We start from the raw sequence: 15921 nt of genomic DNA on the forward strand, positions 1-15921 counted from the left end.
CGCTTTGGCTTCGCTTGCTTGAGCGCCGCTCAGCGGTTGTTCGAGAAGGTGAAGAGGGACTGCAGGGCATACATCACGCGGTCCAGCAGGAAGCCGATGATGCCGATGGTGAAGACCGCGACCATGATCTTGGCCAGCGAGGAGGACGAGCCGTTCTGGAACTCATCCCACACGAACTTGCCGAGGCCGGGGTTCTGGGCGAGCATCTCGGCGGCGATCAGCACCATCCAGCCCACACCGAGCGACAGGCGCAGACCGGTGAAGATCAGCGGCAGGGCCGAGGGCAGCACCAGCTTGGTGATCTTGGTGTAGGTGTTCATCTTGAGCACCTTCGAGACGTTCACCAGATCCTTGTCGATCGAGGCCACGCCAAGCGCGGTGTTGATCAGCGTCGGCCAGAGCGAGCAGAGCGTCACGGTGATCGCCGAGATCAGGAAGGATTTCGAGAACATGCCGTCGTTGGTGGCATAGGCGGCCGAGACCACCATGGTGACGATCGGCAGCCATGCCAGCGGCGAGACCGGCTTGAAGATCTGCACCAGCGGGTTGATCGCGGCGTTGGCGGTGGGCGAAAGGCCCGCGCAGATGCCCAGCGGAATGGCCACGGCGGAGGCGATCAGGAAGCCGAAGAACACGGTTTTGATCGAGGTCCAGATCTGCTGGTAGTAGCTCGGCGCGCCGGTATAGGCGACGTCCTTGACCTGATCCGCCTTGCCCGCGGCGATCAGCTTTTCGTTGCGCTTGTCGACCATGGCTTCGAATTTGGCTTGCTTGGCCGCCTTGGCCTGCGCATCGGCGTGCAGGTTGACCGCCTCGCTCCAGACCTGCGCCGGGCCGGGCACCGCGCCGAGCGAGGTTTGCACCTGCGGCGCCAGCGTGCCCCAGAGCACGAGGAATGCGGCGATGGCGACCAGCGGAACGCCCAGCAAACGCCAGACGTCCTTCATCTGGGCCTTGGGGTTGTCGCCAGCGGCGGCCTTGAGCAGCGGCGTGATCCAGGCAAGGCCGAGGACCTTGAACCATGCATCGGCCTTGTTGATGCGGGTGAACAGACGCGCCCGGCGAGCCTCGCGTTCGGCGTCTCGGGCGAAATCGGGATCGACGGTGGTCATGATGTCCGGTCCTTGATCTGGATGGCGCGGGCGGGAGGGGCGCGCATCGGGAGGAGGAAGAGGTGAGGGTCTGGGTATCTGCTAGGAAAGTGGCCGGGCGTCAGAGGGAGCGCCGCCCGGCCTCAGGTGAGGCTGAAGAGGTCAGCCCTGAACTTCGTTGCCGATGACCTTCTGGTCGCCTTTCAGGCCGATCGGCAGGCTGTCGAGATAGGCGTTCGGAGCTTTGCCGTCGTAGGCGATGCCGTCGATGATGTCCTCGGCCGGGGTCGGTGCCTTGTAGCCGTCGCTGTCCCACGGGAAGTCGGCTTCATTGGCAAGGCCTTCGTCGACCAGCGCGCGGGCGGCTTCGAGGTAGATCTCGGGCTTGTAGACCGACTTGGCGACCTCATCGTACCAGCTGTCGGACTTGGCTTCGGCGATCTGGCCCCAGCGGCGCATCTGGGTCAGATACCAGACGGCGTCCGAGTAGAACGGGTAGGTGGCGTTGTGGCGGAAGAAGACGTTGAAGTCAGGAACGTCGCGCACGTCACCTTTTTCATACTCGAAGGTGCCGGTCATCGAGTTGGCGATCACCTCGGCGTCGGCGCCCACGTATTCCGGCTGCGACAGCATCTCGACCGCTTCCATGCGGTTGGCGTTGTCGTTCTCGTCGAGCCACATGGCGGCACGGATCAGCGCCTTGACCACGGCCTTGGTGGTGTTCGGGTTTTCCTCGGCAAACTCGGCGGTGATGCCAAAGACCTTCTCGGGGTTGTTTTTCCACAGCTCGTAGTCGGTGACCACGGGCACGCCGATGCCTTTGAACACGGCCTGCTGGTTCCACGGCTCACCCACGCAATAGCCCGAGATGGTGCCGGCCTCGAGGGTGGCGGGCATCTGCGGCGGCGGGGTGACCGAGAGCATGACGTCGGCGCTGATCTGGCCCGAGATGTTCTCGGGGCTGTAGTAGCCCGGGTTCAGGCCGCCCGCGGCGAGCCAGTAGCGCAGCTCGTAGTTGTGGGTCGAAACGGGGAAGACCATGCCCATGTTGAAGGGCTTGCCCTCGGAGTTGAACTTCTCGACGACCGGTACCAGAGCCTCGGCGCTGATCGGGTGCTGCGGCAGACCGTCGGCGTTTTCCGGGATGTTCGGCTTCATCATCTCCCAGACTTCGTTCGACACGGTGATGCCGTTGCCGTTCAGGTCCATCGAGAAGGGGGTGATGATATGCGCTTCGGTGCCGTAGCCGATGGTGGCGGCGAGCGGCTGACCTGCCAGCATGTGGGCGCCGTCGAGCTGGCCGCCGATCACACCGTCGAGCAGAACCTTCCAGTTGGCCTGCGCTTCGAGCGTCACGAAGAGGCCCTCGTCAAGGAAATAGCCCTGCTCATAGGCCACCGCGAGCGGCGCCATGTCGGTGAGCTTGATGAAGCCGAAGGTCAGCTCGTCTTTTTCGAGTTCTTGCGCCAGCGCCGGCGAGATAAGCGCGGTCGAGGTGGCGAGAGCGATAAGAAGCTTTTTCATTCGTCGTTCCGTCCCTTGTTGGTGGTCCGGTGCGAGGAGGCGCCCGGACCAAATACAGAAAAGCCGCTGACACACCGTGACGGTCGTCACAGAGGTCGAGCGGCTTTGCTCATGGATCCCAGGCATTGGGAGAAATCTTCAGGTCGGGCGCCATTGCCTGACCACGAAAGATTGTTTGCCCCAGCCACCGCGTCCGATCAAAGAAAATTCGCAAGGCGGGGCGCAATTTCGCCCGATACGCGCCGCGGCCTCGCCGGCTTGCGCAAAAATTTGGCGTCAGCTGTCGCGTGGCTCAAAAATCCGGCCATCGAAAAACTGATCGGGCCCGAGGAACAGCCGCCCTGCCTCCGAGGCGACGGGAATCGCTGAGCCCAAGGATCCCTCCAGTTTCGACGATGCGCCGGGCAGATCGGCGCTGGTGCCTTCGAGCGCGGCGCGGTGCAGATCAGAGCGGAAGGTGGCGCGCGCGGCCTGTCCTGCGGCCTCGGGATCAAGCCCGGTGCGCGCGGCAAGCTGCCGCCCGATCCATTCGGCCTGACTGCGCCAAGGGAAGCTTGCGGCACCGGCGTGGAACTCCAGCATCCGGGGCACCTCGCGTTCCTCGCCCTGCGCCGAGATCACCATGCGCCCGGTCAGCGCCCGGTCGAGCACCTCTGCGGGCACACCGAGGTAATGCGGGCGGCTGAGAATTTCGGCGGCCAGCGAGCGCGAGTCGGGCTCGGCCAGCCAGCGCCCGGCGCGCCACGTGGCGCGGATCAGGCGGCCCAGCAGCGACTGTTCGGTCTCTGCCCAGTCGGCACGCACCGCCAGCACCTTTTCGGGCGCGAAAGACCAGATCGCAGCGCCCGGCAGCAACAGCGTGCCGACGCCGTTTTCCACCGCGATGCTGCCCCACGGCTCGCCGACGCAGAAGGCGTCGATCTCTCCGGCTTCCATGGCGTCGGCCATCAGCGGCGGCGGCACCGTGCGCACCTGCAGCGCCTCGGGCACCGACAAGCCAAGGGCCGACAGCCAGTAATACAGCAGTTCCGCATGCATCGAGAAGGGGAAGGGCACGCCGATCCGCAGCGTCTCGTCGGTGGCGGCGATCAGCGCCTTGCCCGCGGCGCTGGCGTCGTCGAAGCCGAAGTCGTGCCCCTGCGCGCGCATCTTTTCCGCCAGCGCGTTGCTGACGCCGATGACATTGCCGTTGACCGACAGCACCGACACCGCCGAGAGCGCCGTGCCCGCGCCGCCCAGCCCCAGCGCCGCCGCCACCGGCACGGGCGAGAGCATATGCGCCGCATCCACCCGCCCGAAGCTGAGCATGTCGCGCAGGCTCGACCAAGAGGGCGCGCGCTTGAGGTCGAGCGCGATGCCCTCCTCGGCGGCATAGCCCATTTCCTGCGCGATGATCAGCGGCGCGGAATCGGTGAGCGGGATGAACCCGACAGAAAGCGTGGTGGTCTTCATCCCAGCAGCCCCGCCGCCGTCACCAGCGCCTGCGCCACATCGGCGACGCGCCGTCCTTGATCCATCGCTGCTTTGCGCAGCAGGGCATAGGCCTCGTCTTCACCGACGCCGCGCGCCTTCATCAGCATGCCCTTGGCGCGGTCGATCACCTTGCGCTCTTCCAGCGCCCGCTTGGTCTCGGCCAGTTCGGTGCGCATGCGCTGGAACATGCGAAAACGCGCGATGGCCGCATCCAGCACCGGCTTCACCCGCTGCGCCTTCAGCCCGTCGACCACATAGGCCGACACCCCCGCCTCGATCGCCGCATCCGTCAGCCCGTCGCCCGAGCGGTCGACGAACATCGCCACCGGCCGCTCCAGCGGACCCGAGGCCAGCGCCAGTTCCTCAAGAGTGTCGCGCGAGGGGCTTTCGAGATCGATCAGCACGACATCGGGGTTCAGCGTCTGGATGCGCCGGGCGAGCCCGGTGATCTCCGACACGGTGTGAATCTCGAACTCACCGGCGTCGCGCAGGCTCTGCTCGATCAGCAGGGCGCGCTCGCGGTCGGTCTCGACAATGGCGATGGAAAGCTGGCTGGACATATCCTCTATCGGCCATGCGTCCGGGCACTTGTAAAGCTGCGCCCTGCGCGGCCGGGTTCAAAAATAGGGCATCAGCCCAAAAATTATGCGCATCCCTGCGCGCCGCGCTCTATGCCATAGGAAAAGGCCGGAACGCCCCCGCGCCCCGGCCTTTCATTGTTCTCAAAATACGCCGGGGGTGAGCCCGGCACGGGCGTGGGGGCAGCGCCCCCTCTATCACCGCTCAGCGCGCGCCAGCCTGCATCAGCCCCTGCGCCTTCAGCTCGGCATGCGCCTCGTCCAGCGCCTTCCATGCGCGCGAGATCAGCACATCGATTTCCTCTTTCGAGATCACCAGCGGCGGCGAGATGATCATCCGGTCGCCCACATGGCGCATCACCAGATTGTTGGCGAAGCAACGCTCGCGGGTGATGTAACCGGCGGTGCCAGCCTCGGCGGCGAAGGGCGCGCGAGCGGCCTTGTCCGGGGTCAGCGCGATCGAGCCCATCATGCCGGCGATCTTCGCCTCGCCGACCAGCGGGTGCTCGGTCAGGCTCTCGAACTTCGCCTTGAGATAGGGGCCGGTGACGTCGCGCACCTGCTCGACGATCTTTTCCTCCTCGAGAATGCGCAGGTTCTCCAGCGCCACGGCGCTGGCCACCGGGTGGCCGGAGTAGGTGTAGCCGTGGTTGAACTCGGTCTTGGCGATGACGCTGGCCACTTCGTCCGACAGGATCGAGCCGCCGATCGGCTGGTAGCCCGACGACAGGCCCTTGGCGATGGTCATGATGTCAGGCTCGATGCCCATGGTCTGCGAGCCAAACCAGTTGCCGGTGCGCCCAAAGCCGCAGATCACCTCGTCGGCGATCAGCAGGATGCCGTATTTCTTCACGATGCGGGTGATTTCCGGCCAGTAGGTCTCGGGCGGGATGATCACGCCGCCAGCGCCCTGAATTGGCTCGGCGATGAAGGCGGCGACGCGGTGCGGGCCGATCTCTTCGATCTTCGCTTCCAGCTGACGCGCGCGTTCAAGGCCGAACTCCTCGGGGGTCATGTTGCCGCCCTCGGCCCACCAGTTGGGCTGGTCGATATGCTCGATGCCGGGGATCGGCAGGCCGCCCTGCATGTGCATGCCCTTCATGCCGCCGAGCGAGCCCGAGCCCACCGACGAGCCGTGATAGGCGTTCCAGCGCGAGATGATCACGTCGCGCTCGGGCTGGCCCTTTTCGGCCCAGTAAGTGCGCACGAGGCGCAGGTTGGTGTCATTGGCCTCCGAACCCGAGGAGGCATAGAACACGGTGTTCAGATCGCCCGGTGCCAGCTCGGCGATCTTTGCCGAAAGCTGGATGACCGGTACGTGGGTCGTCATGAAGAAGGTGTTGTAATACGGCAGTTCTTCCATCTGGCGCGCGGCGACGGCGGCCAGTTCCTTGCGGCCATACCCGGCGTTGACGCACCAAAGACCGGCCATGCCGTCGAGGATGCGCTCGCCTTCGCTGTCGGTCAGCCAGCAGCCCTCGGCGCGGGTGATCACCCGCGCGCCCCTGCGGGCGAGGTCAGAGCCGGTGGTGAACGGGTGCATATGGTGCGCCGCGTCCAGAGCCTGCAGCTCTTCGGTGGGCGTGTTGACGTTGATCAGGGCCATGGGGAAAGACCTCTCTGCGCTGTACGGAAAGTTGTCGCCCATAATATGATCAAATTATTCGGCGTCAATCGAATCAGGACAGTCCTTCGCGGATCTGTGTCATGCCCTGCACCACGTCGCCTTCCATTGCGGCAGCTGCGGCCTCGGCATCGCGGTTTTCCAGCGCGTCCAGCAGGTCTTTGTGAAGGTCTGGAAGATTGCGCGTGCCGAACATGCCGCAGACCACACGCAGCGACGGGCCAAAGCGCAGCCACAGCCCCTCGACCATCTCGGTAAGGATCGGTGCCTCGGCCAGCGCATTCATCTCGGCATGGAAGCGGTGATTCTCTTCGAGGTAGCCGCGCACGTCGCCGCGGGCGATGGCCAGATCGAGCCGCGCGTCGGTCTCGCGCAGGCCCTCGATCGCCTCTGGTGTGCAGCGCGCGGCGGCGCGCCTTGCAAGTTGGGGCTCCAGCGCGACGCGGGCGATCAGCAGCTGTTCCACGGCGGCCTCGTCGAGCACCGGCACAACGATGCGGCGATTGCCCTGAAAGGCCAGCGCGCCAGCGGCGGTCATGCGGCGCAGGGCCTCGCGCACCGGCGTCATCCCGGCGCCCAGCCGGTCCACCAGCCCTTGGATCGTCACCGCCTGACCGGGCGCCAGTTCGCCAAAGAGAATCATCTCGCGCAGTTGCCGGTAGACCAGTTCATGCGCCGGCGGTCCGGCGCCCTCTGCCCTCACATTCATCACGTGCCCTTCATTTGATCATTTCCGCCGCGACGCCATCTTGCACGGTTAATCCGCCCATGAAAACATTCCAACAGTTGCCAAGTGAGGCAACGTTTGATCAAATTCGGGGGATGGGGCGGAAAAGACCCCAATTCCAACGGGAGCGAATTATGAAGACATCTCTGCTGAGTTTCACCGCGGGTCTCGCGCTGGCTGCGGCCGCGGCCCATGCCGACGAAGTCCGCGTCTACAACTGGTCCGACTACATCGACGAATCGCTGCTCGAGAAATTCGAGGAAGAGACCGGGATCGACCTGATCTATGACGTCTTCGACAGCAACGAGGTTCTGGAGACCAAGATGCTCGCGGGGGGCTCTGGCTATGACGTCGTGGTGCCCACCGGCACTTTCCTGCAACGTCAGATCGCGGCGGGCGCGTTCCAGAAGCTCGACAAGTCGAAGCTGCCGAACATCGAAAACATGTGGGATGTGATCTCGGAGCGCACCGCGAAATACGACCCCGGCAACGAATACGCCATCAACTACATGTGGGGCACCACCGGCATTGGCGTGAACGTGCCCAAGGTGAAGGAAATCCTCGGCGAGGACGCCCCGATCGACAGCTGGGACCTCGTGTTCAAGCCCGAGAACATGGAAAAGCTGGCGGAATGCGGCGTCTACTTCCTCGACGCGCCGTCCGAGATGATCCCGGCCGCGCTGCAGTACATCGGCGAGGATCCGGACAGCCACGACCCCGACGTGATCGCCAAGGCCGAAGACGTCTACATGCCGATCCGTCCCTACATCAGCAAGTTCCACTCGTCCGAGTACATCAACGCACTGGCCAATGGCGACATCTGCGTGGCCGTGGGCTGGTCGGGTGACGTGCTGCAGGCGCGTGACCGCGCCGCCGAGGCCGAAAACGGCGTCGAAGTGGCCTATAACGCGCCCAAGGAAGGCGCGCAGATGTGGTTCGACCAGATGGCCATTCCGGTCGATGCGCCGAACCCCGACGCGGCGCATGTCTTCCTGAACTTCATCATGGACCCCGAGAACATGGCGGCGGCGTCGAACTACGTCTACTACGCCAACGGCAACAAGGCCTCGCAGGAGTTCCTGGCCGAGGATGTGATCGGCGATCCGGCGATCTACCCCTCGGAAGAGGCGCTTGAGAACCTGTTCACCACCACGCCCTACGAGCCCAAGGTGCAGCGCGTCGTGACGCGCCTCTGGACCAAGATCAAGTCGGGCTCCTGAGCCTGAACCGACCGGCCCGTCCCCTCGCGGGGGCGGGCCATTATTCATGACAGGACCCTCCCGCATGGCGCAGACCGCATTCGCTCCCTGGACCGACCCGGAGCAGAAGCCGATCATCGAGTTTCGCAATGTCACCAAAAGCTTCGGCGACTTCACCGCGATCCATGATCTGTCTCTGAACATCTACGAGCGCGAGTTCTTCGCGCTGCTGGGGCCCTCGGGCTGCGGCAAGACCACCATGATGCGGATGCTGGCGGGCTTCGAGACCGCAACCTCGGGGCATATCTTCCTGTCGGGCAGGGACATCGGTCATGTGCCGCCCAACCAGCGCCCGGTGAACATGATGTTCCAGAGCTACGCGCTGTTCCCGCATCTGTCGATCTGGGACAACATCGCCTTTGGCCTCAAACGCGAGAGCAAGGACAAGGCGTTCATCGGCGATCGCGTCGAAGAAATGCTGCGGCTGACCCGGCTGACCAAATTCGCCCGCCGCAAACCCCACCAGATTTCCGGCGGCCAGCGCCAGCGCGTGGCCCTCGCCCGTTCGCTCGCCAAGGCCCCGAAGCTGCTGCTGCTCGACGAGCCGCTCGGCGCACTCGACCGGAAGCTGCGCGAGCAGACCCAGTTCGAGCTTATGGACATCCAGGAAAAGACCGGCACCACCTTCGTCATCGTCACCCACGATCAGGAAGAGGCGATGACCGTCGCCTCGCGCATCGCGGTGATGGATGAGGGCAATCTGGTGCAGGTCGCCACCCCCGCGCAGATCTACGAGGCGCCGAACTCGGTCTATGTGGCAGACTTCATCGGCGACGTGAACATCATCGAGGGCCGCGCCACCCAGCCCGGCGCCAAGACCGGCATCGCCTGGGCCGAGGGCCAGCCGCCGATCCTCGCCACACCCACCAAGAGCCTGCAGGCCGGGCAAAGCGTGCATTTCGCCATCCGTCCTGAGAAGGTCACCATCGACGTCGAAAAGCCCGACCGTCCGAACACCTTCCGCGGCAAGGTGATCGACATCGCCTATCTCGGCAATATCTCGACCTACCACGTCGAGCTTGCCGGCGGCCAGATGATCAAGGCGCAGATGGTCAACGCGCGCCGCCTCGCCAACCGCCCGATCACTTGGGAAGACGAGGTCTGGATCGGCTTCACCGACACCGCCGGTGTCGTGCTCGAGGAGTAAGCCATGCGCCGCTTCGCCCTCATCGCGATCCCCTATCTATGGCTTCTGGCGCTGTTTCTGGTGCCCTTCATCATCGTCCTGAAGATCTCGCTCTCGGACATCGCGCTGGCCCGGCCGCCCTATATGCCGCAGCTCGATCTCGGCGCGGGCTGGGAGGGGCTGAAAGCCTTCTTCTCCGAACTCGATTTCGAGAATTTCGTCTTCCTGACCACCGATGACCTCTACTGGAAGGCCTATCTGTCGTCGCTGAAGATCGCCGCCGTCTCGACCCTGCTCACGCTCTGCGTCGGCTACCCCGTGGCCTACGCCATGGCACGCGCGCCCGAGGAATGGCGCCCGACGCTGCTGATGCTGGTGATCCTGCCGTTCTGGACCTCCTTCCTGATCCGCGTCTACTCGTGGATGGGGATCCTCTCGAACGAGGGGGTGCTGAACCAGCTGCTGATGTGGCTCGGCGTTATCGACGCGCCGCTGCAGATCATGAACACCACCACCGCGGTCTACATCGGCGTGGTCTACACCTATCTGCCGTTCATGATCCTGCCGATCTACTCGGCGCTGGAAAAGCTCGACGGCGCGCTGCTCGAAGCCGCCGAGGACCTTGGCTGCTCGCGGCTCGAGGCGTTCTGGCTGGTCACATGGCCGCTCTCGCGCAACGGCATCATCGCGGGCTGCTTCCTCGTCTTCATCCCCACCATCGGCGAGTTCGTCATCCCGTCGCTGCTCGGCGGGTCCGACACGCTGATGATCGGCAAGGTGCTGTGGGAAGAGTTCTTCTCCAACCGCGACTGGCCCGTCGCCTCGGCGGTGGCCGTGGTGCTGCTGCTGATCCTGATCATTCCCATCGTGCTCTTCCAGCGCAACGAGCAGAAGCAGCGGGAGGCCGAAGGATGAGCGCCCGCAGCTTCTTCTCTTTCCAAATACGCACCGGCACCGCCGCCGGCCACAAAGCCGGAGGCCGGGCATGAGACGCTTCAGCTGGTTCAACACGGTCTCGCTGACGCTGGGCTTCGCCTTCCTCTATCTGCCGATGGTGCTGCTGGTCTTCTACAGCTTCAACGAAAGCCGTCTGGTCACCGTCTGGGCGGGCTTCTCGACCAAATGGTACGGCGAGCTTTTCCGCGATCAGGCCTTCCTCGATGCCGCATGGGTCACGGTGAAAGTGGCGGTTTTTTCATCGACCCTCGCCACGATCCTCGGCACCATGGCGGCCTATGTGCTGGTGCGCGCCGGGCGCTTCCATGGCCGGACGCTCTTCTCGGGGATGATCTACGCGCCGCTGGTGATGCCCGAGGTGATCACCGGCCTGTCGCTGCTGCTGCTGTTCATCGGCATCAACCTCGACCGCGGCGTCTTTACCATCGTGCTGGCGCATACGACTTTTTCCATGTGCTACGTCTCGGTGGTGGTCTCCTCGCGGCTCACCACCTTCGACCGCTCGCTGGAAGAGGCGGCGCTGGATTTGGGCTGCTCGCCGTTTGAGGCGTTCCGGCTGGTCACCCTGCCGATCATCGCGCCTGCGGTGATCTCGGGCTGGTTGCTGGCCTTCACCCTCTCGCTCGACGATCTGGTGATCGCCAGCTTCACCACCGGCCCCTCGGCCACGACGCTGCCGATCAAGATCTTCTCGGCGGTGCGTCTTGGCGTCAGCCCGCAGATCAACGCGCTGTCGACGCTGATGATCGGGATCGTCACCTTGGGTGTGATCACCGCGTCGATCATGTCAAAGCGCGCGGCTGTGGCGCAGCGGCGCGACGAGCAGGCGGCGATCCGGGCAGACTGAGGAAGACCCATGAAACGCATCTACGAAGCTGCGGCCTATGGGCCGCAGGGCGCCTGTTTTTGGGCGGACACCGTGCAAGGCGTCGATGCCGGGGCATGGGGGCCGCTCGCCGCGCCGCGCCATGTGGACGTGGCCATCATCGGGGGCGGCTTCACCGGGCTATCGGCAGCGCTGCATCTGGCGCAGGACGACGTTGACGTCGCGGTGCTGGAGGCGGGCCATCCGGGCTATGGCGCGTCGGGGCGCAATGGCGGCTTCTGCTGCCTCGGCGGGGCCAAGGCGCCGCACGGCCTGCTGCGCAAACGCTATGGCGAGGGCGGGCTGATCGAGTGGTGCCGCACCGAAAAGGCGGCCATCGACACCGCCGCCGGGCTGATCGCCGAACATGGCATCGACGCCGACACGCATTCCCAAGGCGAGACGCTGCTTGCGCATACGCCGCGCGCCTTCGCCGCGCTGAAGGCGGAGGCCGAGACGCTGCCGCAACTTTACGGCGTTGAGGGGCGGCTGATCCCGCAGGACGCGCTGGCAGGGGAGGGTCTTGCCGGGCCGTTCCACGGTGCGCTCGAAGTGCCGCTGGGCTTTGCGCTCAACCCGCGCAAGTACCATGCCGGGCTTGGCCGCGCCGCCAGTGCGGCGGGGGCGGCCTTGCATGACAATACCCCGGTCACCGCCTTGCGGCAGGAGGGCGGGCGCTGGCATCTCACCACGCCGCAGGCGGTGCTGACCGCGAACCGTGTGATCCTCGCCACCAATGGCTATTCCTCCGAGGATGTGCCGGATTGGCTGCGCGGGCGCTACCTGCCGGTGCAGTCCAGCGTCATCGTCACCGAGCCGCTCAGCGAGATGCAGCGGGCCGCCGCCGGCTGGACGTCTCGCCAAATGGCCTATGACACGCGCCAGCTGCTGCATTACTTCCGCCTGATGCCCGACAACCGCTTCCTTTTCGGGATGCGCGGCGGGCTGACCGCGACGGACCGGGCGCAACGTGCCATCAGCAAGAAGATCCGCCGCGAATTCATCGAGATGTTCCCAGCGTGGAGCGGTGTCCGGATCTCCCATGAATGGGCCGGGCTGGTGTGCCTGATGGCCAATCTCACGCCTTATGTCGGGCCGGTGCCTGAACTGCCGGGGCTGTTTGCAGGGCTTGGCTTTCACGGCAACGGCGTCGCCATGGGCACGCATGCGGGGGTGCTGCTGGCCGATCTGGCGCAGGGCAAAGCGCCGCGCGGCAGCTATCCCGCCGTGATGCAGAGCCGCCCCAAGCGTTTCCCGCTGGGCGGCCTGCGCCGGGCGCTGCTGGCTCCGGCCTATATGGGCGCGTCGCTCTTCGATCTCTAGACTGCAAAAGTCCGCGTGCCCCTGCCGGGACGTGCCGGCAGGGGACAGGCCTGACGGTCAGGGCCAGAGGGGGGCGCCCCCCAGTCCCGCAGTTTCGGGCAGGCCGCAGAGCAGGTTCGCATTCTGCACCGCTTGGCCAGCCGCTCCTTTGCCGAGATTGTCGACGACGCCCAGCCCGATGACGAGGTCGCGCGCGGGGTCGGCGGCGTAGCTGACGAATGACAGGTTCGAGCCCGCCGCCCATTTGGTCTGCGGCGGCCTGTCGGTGACGCGTACGAAGGGCCGGTCGGCGTAGAAGTCGCGGGCCGCCTCGAGGCATTGCCCGGTGCTGGCGCTGCCGCGGCAGTAGGTGGTGACCAGCAGGCCGCGGGTCATCGGCACAAGGTGCGGGGTGAAGACCAGTCCTGCGGCGCTGCCTCCCGACAGATGCTCGATGCTGGTCGCCATCTCTGGCATGTGGAGATGCTGCAGCAGTCCGTAGGGCTGCAGATTTTCGTTGCTCTCGGCGTAGCCAAAGCTGCCACCACCGCCGCGCCCGGCCCCCGAGATGCCTGTCTTGGCGTCGATCACGATATTGCCCGGCGTGATCAGCCCGCCCGCCAGCAAGGGCGCAAGCGTGTTCAGCGTCGCTGCCGGAAAGCAGCCGGGGTTGGCGACGCGGCGCGCGCCCCGGATCCGCTCGGGCCAGACGTCGGCAAGCCCGTAGGTCCAGCCCTCGGCGTAGCGGTGATCGCCACCGATATCGACGATCTTCACCTCTTCTGGCACGCGCGACAGCGCGTCGGCCGAGGCGCCTGTGGGCAGCGACGCGAACAGCACGTCGAGGTGGGGCAGGGCGTCGGGGTCCCATTTCTCGATCACCAGATTGGCAAGTGCTGTGGGGGCGCCGGGAAAGCGCTCGACGAGGCGGCTGCCAGCGCTGCCGTCGCCCGCAGCGTAGACCAGCTCGAAAGACGGGTGACCGGCGATCAGGCGCAGCGCTTCGCCGCCGCCAAAACCGCTGATGCCGACAATGCCGACGCGAATGCTCATGATGATGTCCTTCGATGATGCGAGTAAAACAAAACCCCCGAAGCCGGAGGCTGCGGGGGTCAGGAACGCGGGTCGGAGGGGCTCCGGCAGTCGGGTTTCAGGAGAAGCCCGTTACCATGCCGAATATCCTTGATCGACGCGCAGCCCAAAGAGCCGCCGCAGGGGTGCGCGGCGTCGGCGTCGATCGAAGAGGGGGTGGTTCCTGAGCATGGTCCGAAGGAATGTCGGCAGTTCACATGACAGTCAAGCGGCAGCTTTGAAGAAGGCGCTTGTTTCCCGTGAATCGTTGCGCGCTCTGCGCCGCGACCAGGCAACAAAAAACCCGGGCGCGAACGCCCGGGCCAGTAGGTCAAAAGCTGAAAGGAAGGAGAAAATCAGCCCTTGGAGAATTCGGGGTAGGCTTCCATCCCGAGCTCGGCCATGTCGAGACCGTTGATCTCGTCTTCTTCCGAGACGCGGATGCCGAAGATCATCTTGAGGATGAACCACAGGACCAGCGAGACCACGAAGGTGAAGACGCCGACCACGACGATGCCGTAGATCTGGGTGCCGAAGGATGCGTCACCGTTGGTGAAGGCAACCGCGATGGTGCCCCAGATGCCGCAGACAAGGTGCACCGGGATGGCGCCGACCACGTCGTCGATCTTCAGCTTGTCGAGGAACGGCACTGCGAAGACCACGAGGATGCCGCCGATCATGCCGATGATGGTTGCCGAACCCAGCGTCGGGGTGAGCGGCTCTGCGGTGATCGACACGAGGCCGGCCAGCGCGCCGTTCAGCACCATGGTGAGGTCGGGCTTCTTGTAGAGAAGCTGGGTGACGATCATCGCTGCGACCGAACCGCCGGCTGCTGCCGCGTTGGTGTTGGCGAAGATGCGCGAGACGTCAGCCACGTCGCCCACGGTGCCCATTGCCAGCTGCGAGCCGCCGTTGAAGCCGAACCAGCCGAGCCACAGGATGAACGTGCCGAGGGTTGCGAGCGCCAGGTTGGAGCCCGGGAACGGGGTCACGCGGCCATCTTTGTATTTACCGATACGCGGGCCAAGAACGATGGCACCAGCCAGAGCAGCCCAGCCACCGCAGGAGTGCACGACGGTCGAGCCAGCGAAGTCGAGGAAGCCAGCGGCGTCGAGGAAACCGCCGCCCCACTTCCAGGAAGCCTGCAGCGGGTAGATGATCGAGGTCAGGATGACGGTGAAGATCAGGAACGGCCACAGCTTGATACGCTCGGCCAGTGCGCCCGAAACGATCGAGGCGGTGGCGGCGCAGAACATCAGCTGGAAGAAGAAGTCCGAACCGGTGGAGGCATAGCCGTAATCGTCAGCCGCGTCGGCGGTCACGCCAACGGCTTCAAGAACGCCCGGGCCCCAGACGCCCGACAGCACGCCTTGGACCGACCAGGTGCCGAGCGGGTACATCAGGTTGTAGCCGATCAGGTAGTAGAAGATCGAAGCGAGCGAGAAGAGGGTGACGTTCTTCATCAGCTGCATGGTGACGTTCTTGGAGCGCACCAGGCCGGCTTCGAGCATGGCAAAGCCCGCGGCCATGAAGAACACCAGGAAGCCGCCCACGAGGAACAGCAGCGAGTTGAAGATGAACACCGAGTCGGTCGAGGCGTTGACCCCGGCCACAGGACCTTCGTCCTGAGCAAGGCCCAGGCTCGGCAGCGCGATCAGCGCGGCGACCGGAGCGAGCGTCTTGAGAAGTTTCATGTCTTGTTTGTCCCTATCTATCGTTCCGCGATCGGCTCAGAGAGCGTCCGCGTTGGTCTCGCCGGTCCGCACGCGCACGGCTTGCTGAACGTCGAGCACGAAAATCTTGCCGTCACCGATCTTGCCGGTCTGGGCGGTGCTGGTGATCGTTTCGACAACCTGGTCGGCCATGGAGCCGGCGACCACGATCTCGAGTTTGATCTTCGGAACGAAGTTCACCGCATATTCAGCGCCGCGATAGATTTCGGTATGACCGGACTGCGAGCCGAAGCCTTTGATTTCCGTGACCATCATGCCGCGCACGCCGATTGCGGTGAGCGCCTCGCGCACCTCCTCGAGCTTGAACGGCTTGATCGTTGCAATGATCAGTTTCACCTTGGTCCCTTTCGGTTCTTGCGGAATGTCGGGACACTCCGCCTCTCCTCGTTTGTGCATGGGCAGAAAGCCGCTGCCCGCCCGCCATTGGAAGGGAAAGCCCCTTGCAATGGGTCGAACGTGCTCCCAAGGAGATCACAAAATGGGCAGAAGATCTGCATTTGATTAAAAAATGGCTCTTTTAAAAAGACAAATATGTGACCGTTTCCCGGTCAACATCGGGCTGCAAACCCGTTATCCTCCGCCAAAACAAAC

General features: G+C 64.7%; 14 protein-coding genes. 5 read left to right on the top strand and 9 right to left on the bottom strand.

Annotated features, from left to right (window positions below):
- Positions 1 to 29 precede the first annotated feature (29 nt).
- The 6 genes from AYJ57_RS08340 to AYJ57_RS08365 form a co-directional block, all read right to left on the bottom strand.
- Positions 30 to 1112: an ABC transporter permease gene (locus tag AYJ57_RS08340; RefSeq protein WP_066103665.1), complete on the bottom strand. Its 1083-nt coding sequence runs from the start codon at positions 1110 to 1112 to the stop codon at positions 30 to 32.
- A gap of 141 nt (positions 1113 to 1253) precedes the next feature.
- Positions 1254 to 2615, bottom strand: a complete 1362-nt coding sequence (locus AYJ57_RS08345; RefSeq protein WP_066103667.1) for a CmpA/NrtA family ABC transporter substrate-binding protein — start codon at positions 2613 to 2615, stop codon at positions 1254 to 1256.
- A 276-nt stretch (positions 2616 to 2891) separates the two neighbouring features.
- Complete coding sequence (locus AYJ57_RS08350) at positions 2892 to 4067, bottom strand: CmpA/NrtA family ABC transporter substrate-binding protein (protein ID WP_066103669.1); 1176 nt, start codon at positions 4065 to 4067, stop codon at positions 2892 to 2894.
- Complete coding sequence (locus AYJ57_RS08355) at positions 4064 to 4648, bottom strand: ANTAR domain-containing response regulator (RefSeq protein WP_066103671.1); 585 nt, start codon at positions 4646 to 4648, stop codon at positions 4064 to 4066. The genes AYJ57_RS08350 and AYJ57_RS08355 overlap by 4 nt, the downstream gene beginning before the upstream one ends.
- Before the next feature lie 223 nt (positions 4649 to 4871).
- Positions 4872 to 6272 (bottom strand): aspartate aminotransferase family protein, encoded by a 1401-nt coding sequence (locus AYJ57_RS08360; RefSeq protein WP_066103673.1) that lies wholly within the window; start codon positions 6270 to 6272, stop codon positions 4872 to 4874.
- 73 nt (positions 6273 to 6345) lie between these two features.
- Positions 6346 to 6999, bottom strand: a complete 654-nt coding sequence (locus AYJ57_RS08365; RefSeq protein WP_066103675.1) for a GntR family transcriptional regulator — start codon at positions 6997 to 6999, stop codon at positions 6346 to 6348.
- A gap of 152 nt (positions 7000 to 7151) precedes the next feature.
- Here AYJ57_RS08365 and AYJ57_RS08370 point away from each other — a divergent pair, with 152 nt between their 5' ends.
- The 5 genes from AYJ57_RS08370 to AYJ57_RS08390 all read left to right on the top strand — a co-directional run bounded on the left by AYJ57_RS08370 (position 7152) and on the right by AYJ57_RS08390 (position 12547).
- Positions 7152 to 8237 carry a polyamine ABC transporter substrate-binding protein gene (locus AYJ57_RS08370; RefSeq protein ID WP_066103677.1) on the top strand — a complete coding sequence of 362 codons (1086 nt, stop codon included), beginning with the start codon at positions 7152 to 7154 and terminating at the stop codon, positions 8235 to 8237.
- 64 nt (positions 8238 to 8301) lie between these two features.
- Positions 8302 to 9423, top strand: coding sequence for an ABC transporter ATP-binding protein (locus tag AYJ57_RS08375; RefSeq protein WP_066103679.1), 1122 nt, complete (start codon positions 8302 to 8304; stop codon positions 9421 to 9423).
- Between the two features lie 3 nt (positions 9424 to 9426).
- Positions 9427 to 10317, top strand: a complete 891-nt coding sequence (locus AYJ57_RS08380) for an ABC transporter permease subunit (protein WP_066103681.1) — start codon at positions 9427 to 9429, stop codon at positions 10315 to 10317.
- A gap of 70 nt (positions 10318 to 10387) precedes the next feature.
- Positions 10388 to 11206, top strand: coding sequence for an ABC transporter permease (locus AYJ57_RS08385; RefSeq protein WP_066103683.1), 819 nt, complete (start codon positions 10388 to 10390; stop codon positions 11204 to 11206).
- Between the two features lie 9 nt (positions 11207 to 11215).
- Positions 11216 to 12547: an NAD(P)/FAD-dependent oxidoreductase gene (locus AYJ57_RS08390; RefSeq protein ID WP_066103685.1), complete on the top strand. Its 1332-nt coding sequence runs from the start codon at positions 11216 to 11218 to the stop codon at positions 12545 to 12547.
- A gap of 57 nt (positions 12548 to 12604) precedes the next feature.
- Here AYJ57_RS08390 and argC read toward each other — a convergent pair whose 3' ends face one another.
- The 3 genes from argC to AYJ57_RS08405 form a co-directional block, all read right to left on the bottom strand.
- Complete coding sequence (argC, locus tag AYJ57_RS08395; protein WP_066103688.1) at positions 12605 to 13579, bottom strand: N-acetyl-gamma-glutamyl-phosphate reductase; 975 nt, start codon at positions 13577 to 13579, stop codon at positions 12605 to 12607.
- 374 nt (positions 13580 to 13953) lie between these two features.
- Positions 13954 to 15291 carry an ammonium transporter gene (locus AYJ57_RS08400; protein WP_066103689.1) on the bottom strand — a complete coding sequence of 446 codons (1338 nt, stop codon included), beginning with the start codon at positions 15289 to 15291 and terminating at the stop codon, positions 13954 to 13956.
- A 36-nt stretch (positions 15292 to 15327) separates the two neighbouring features.
- Positions 15328 to 15666, bottom strand: coding sequence for a P-II family nitrogen regulator (locus tag AYJ57_RS08405; RefSeq protein ID WP_066103691.1), 339 nt, complete (start codon positions 15664 to 15666; stop codon positions 15328 to 15330).
- Positions 15667 to 15921 lie beyond the last annotated feature (255 nt).

It is taken from the genome of Salipiger sp. CCB-MM3, from assembly GCF_001687105.1.
Taxonomy (GTDB): domain Bacteria; phylum Pseudomonadota; class Alphaproteobacteria; order Rhodobacterales; family Rhodobacteraceae; genus Salipiger.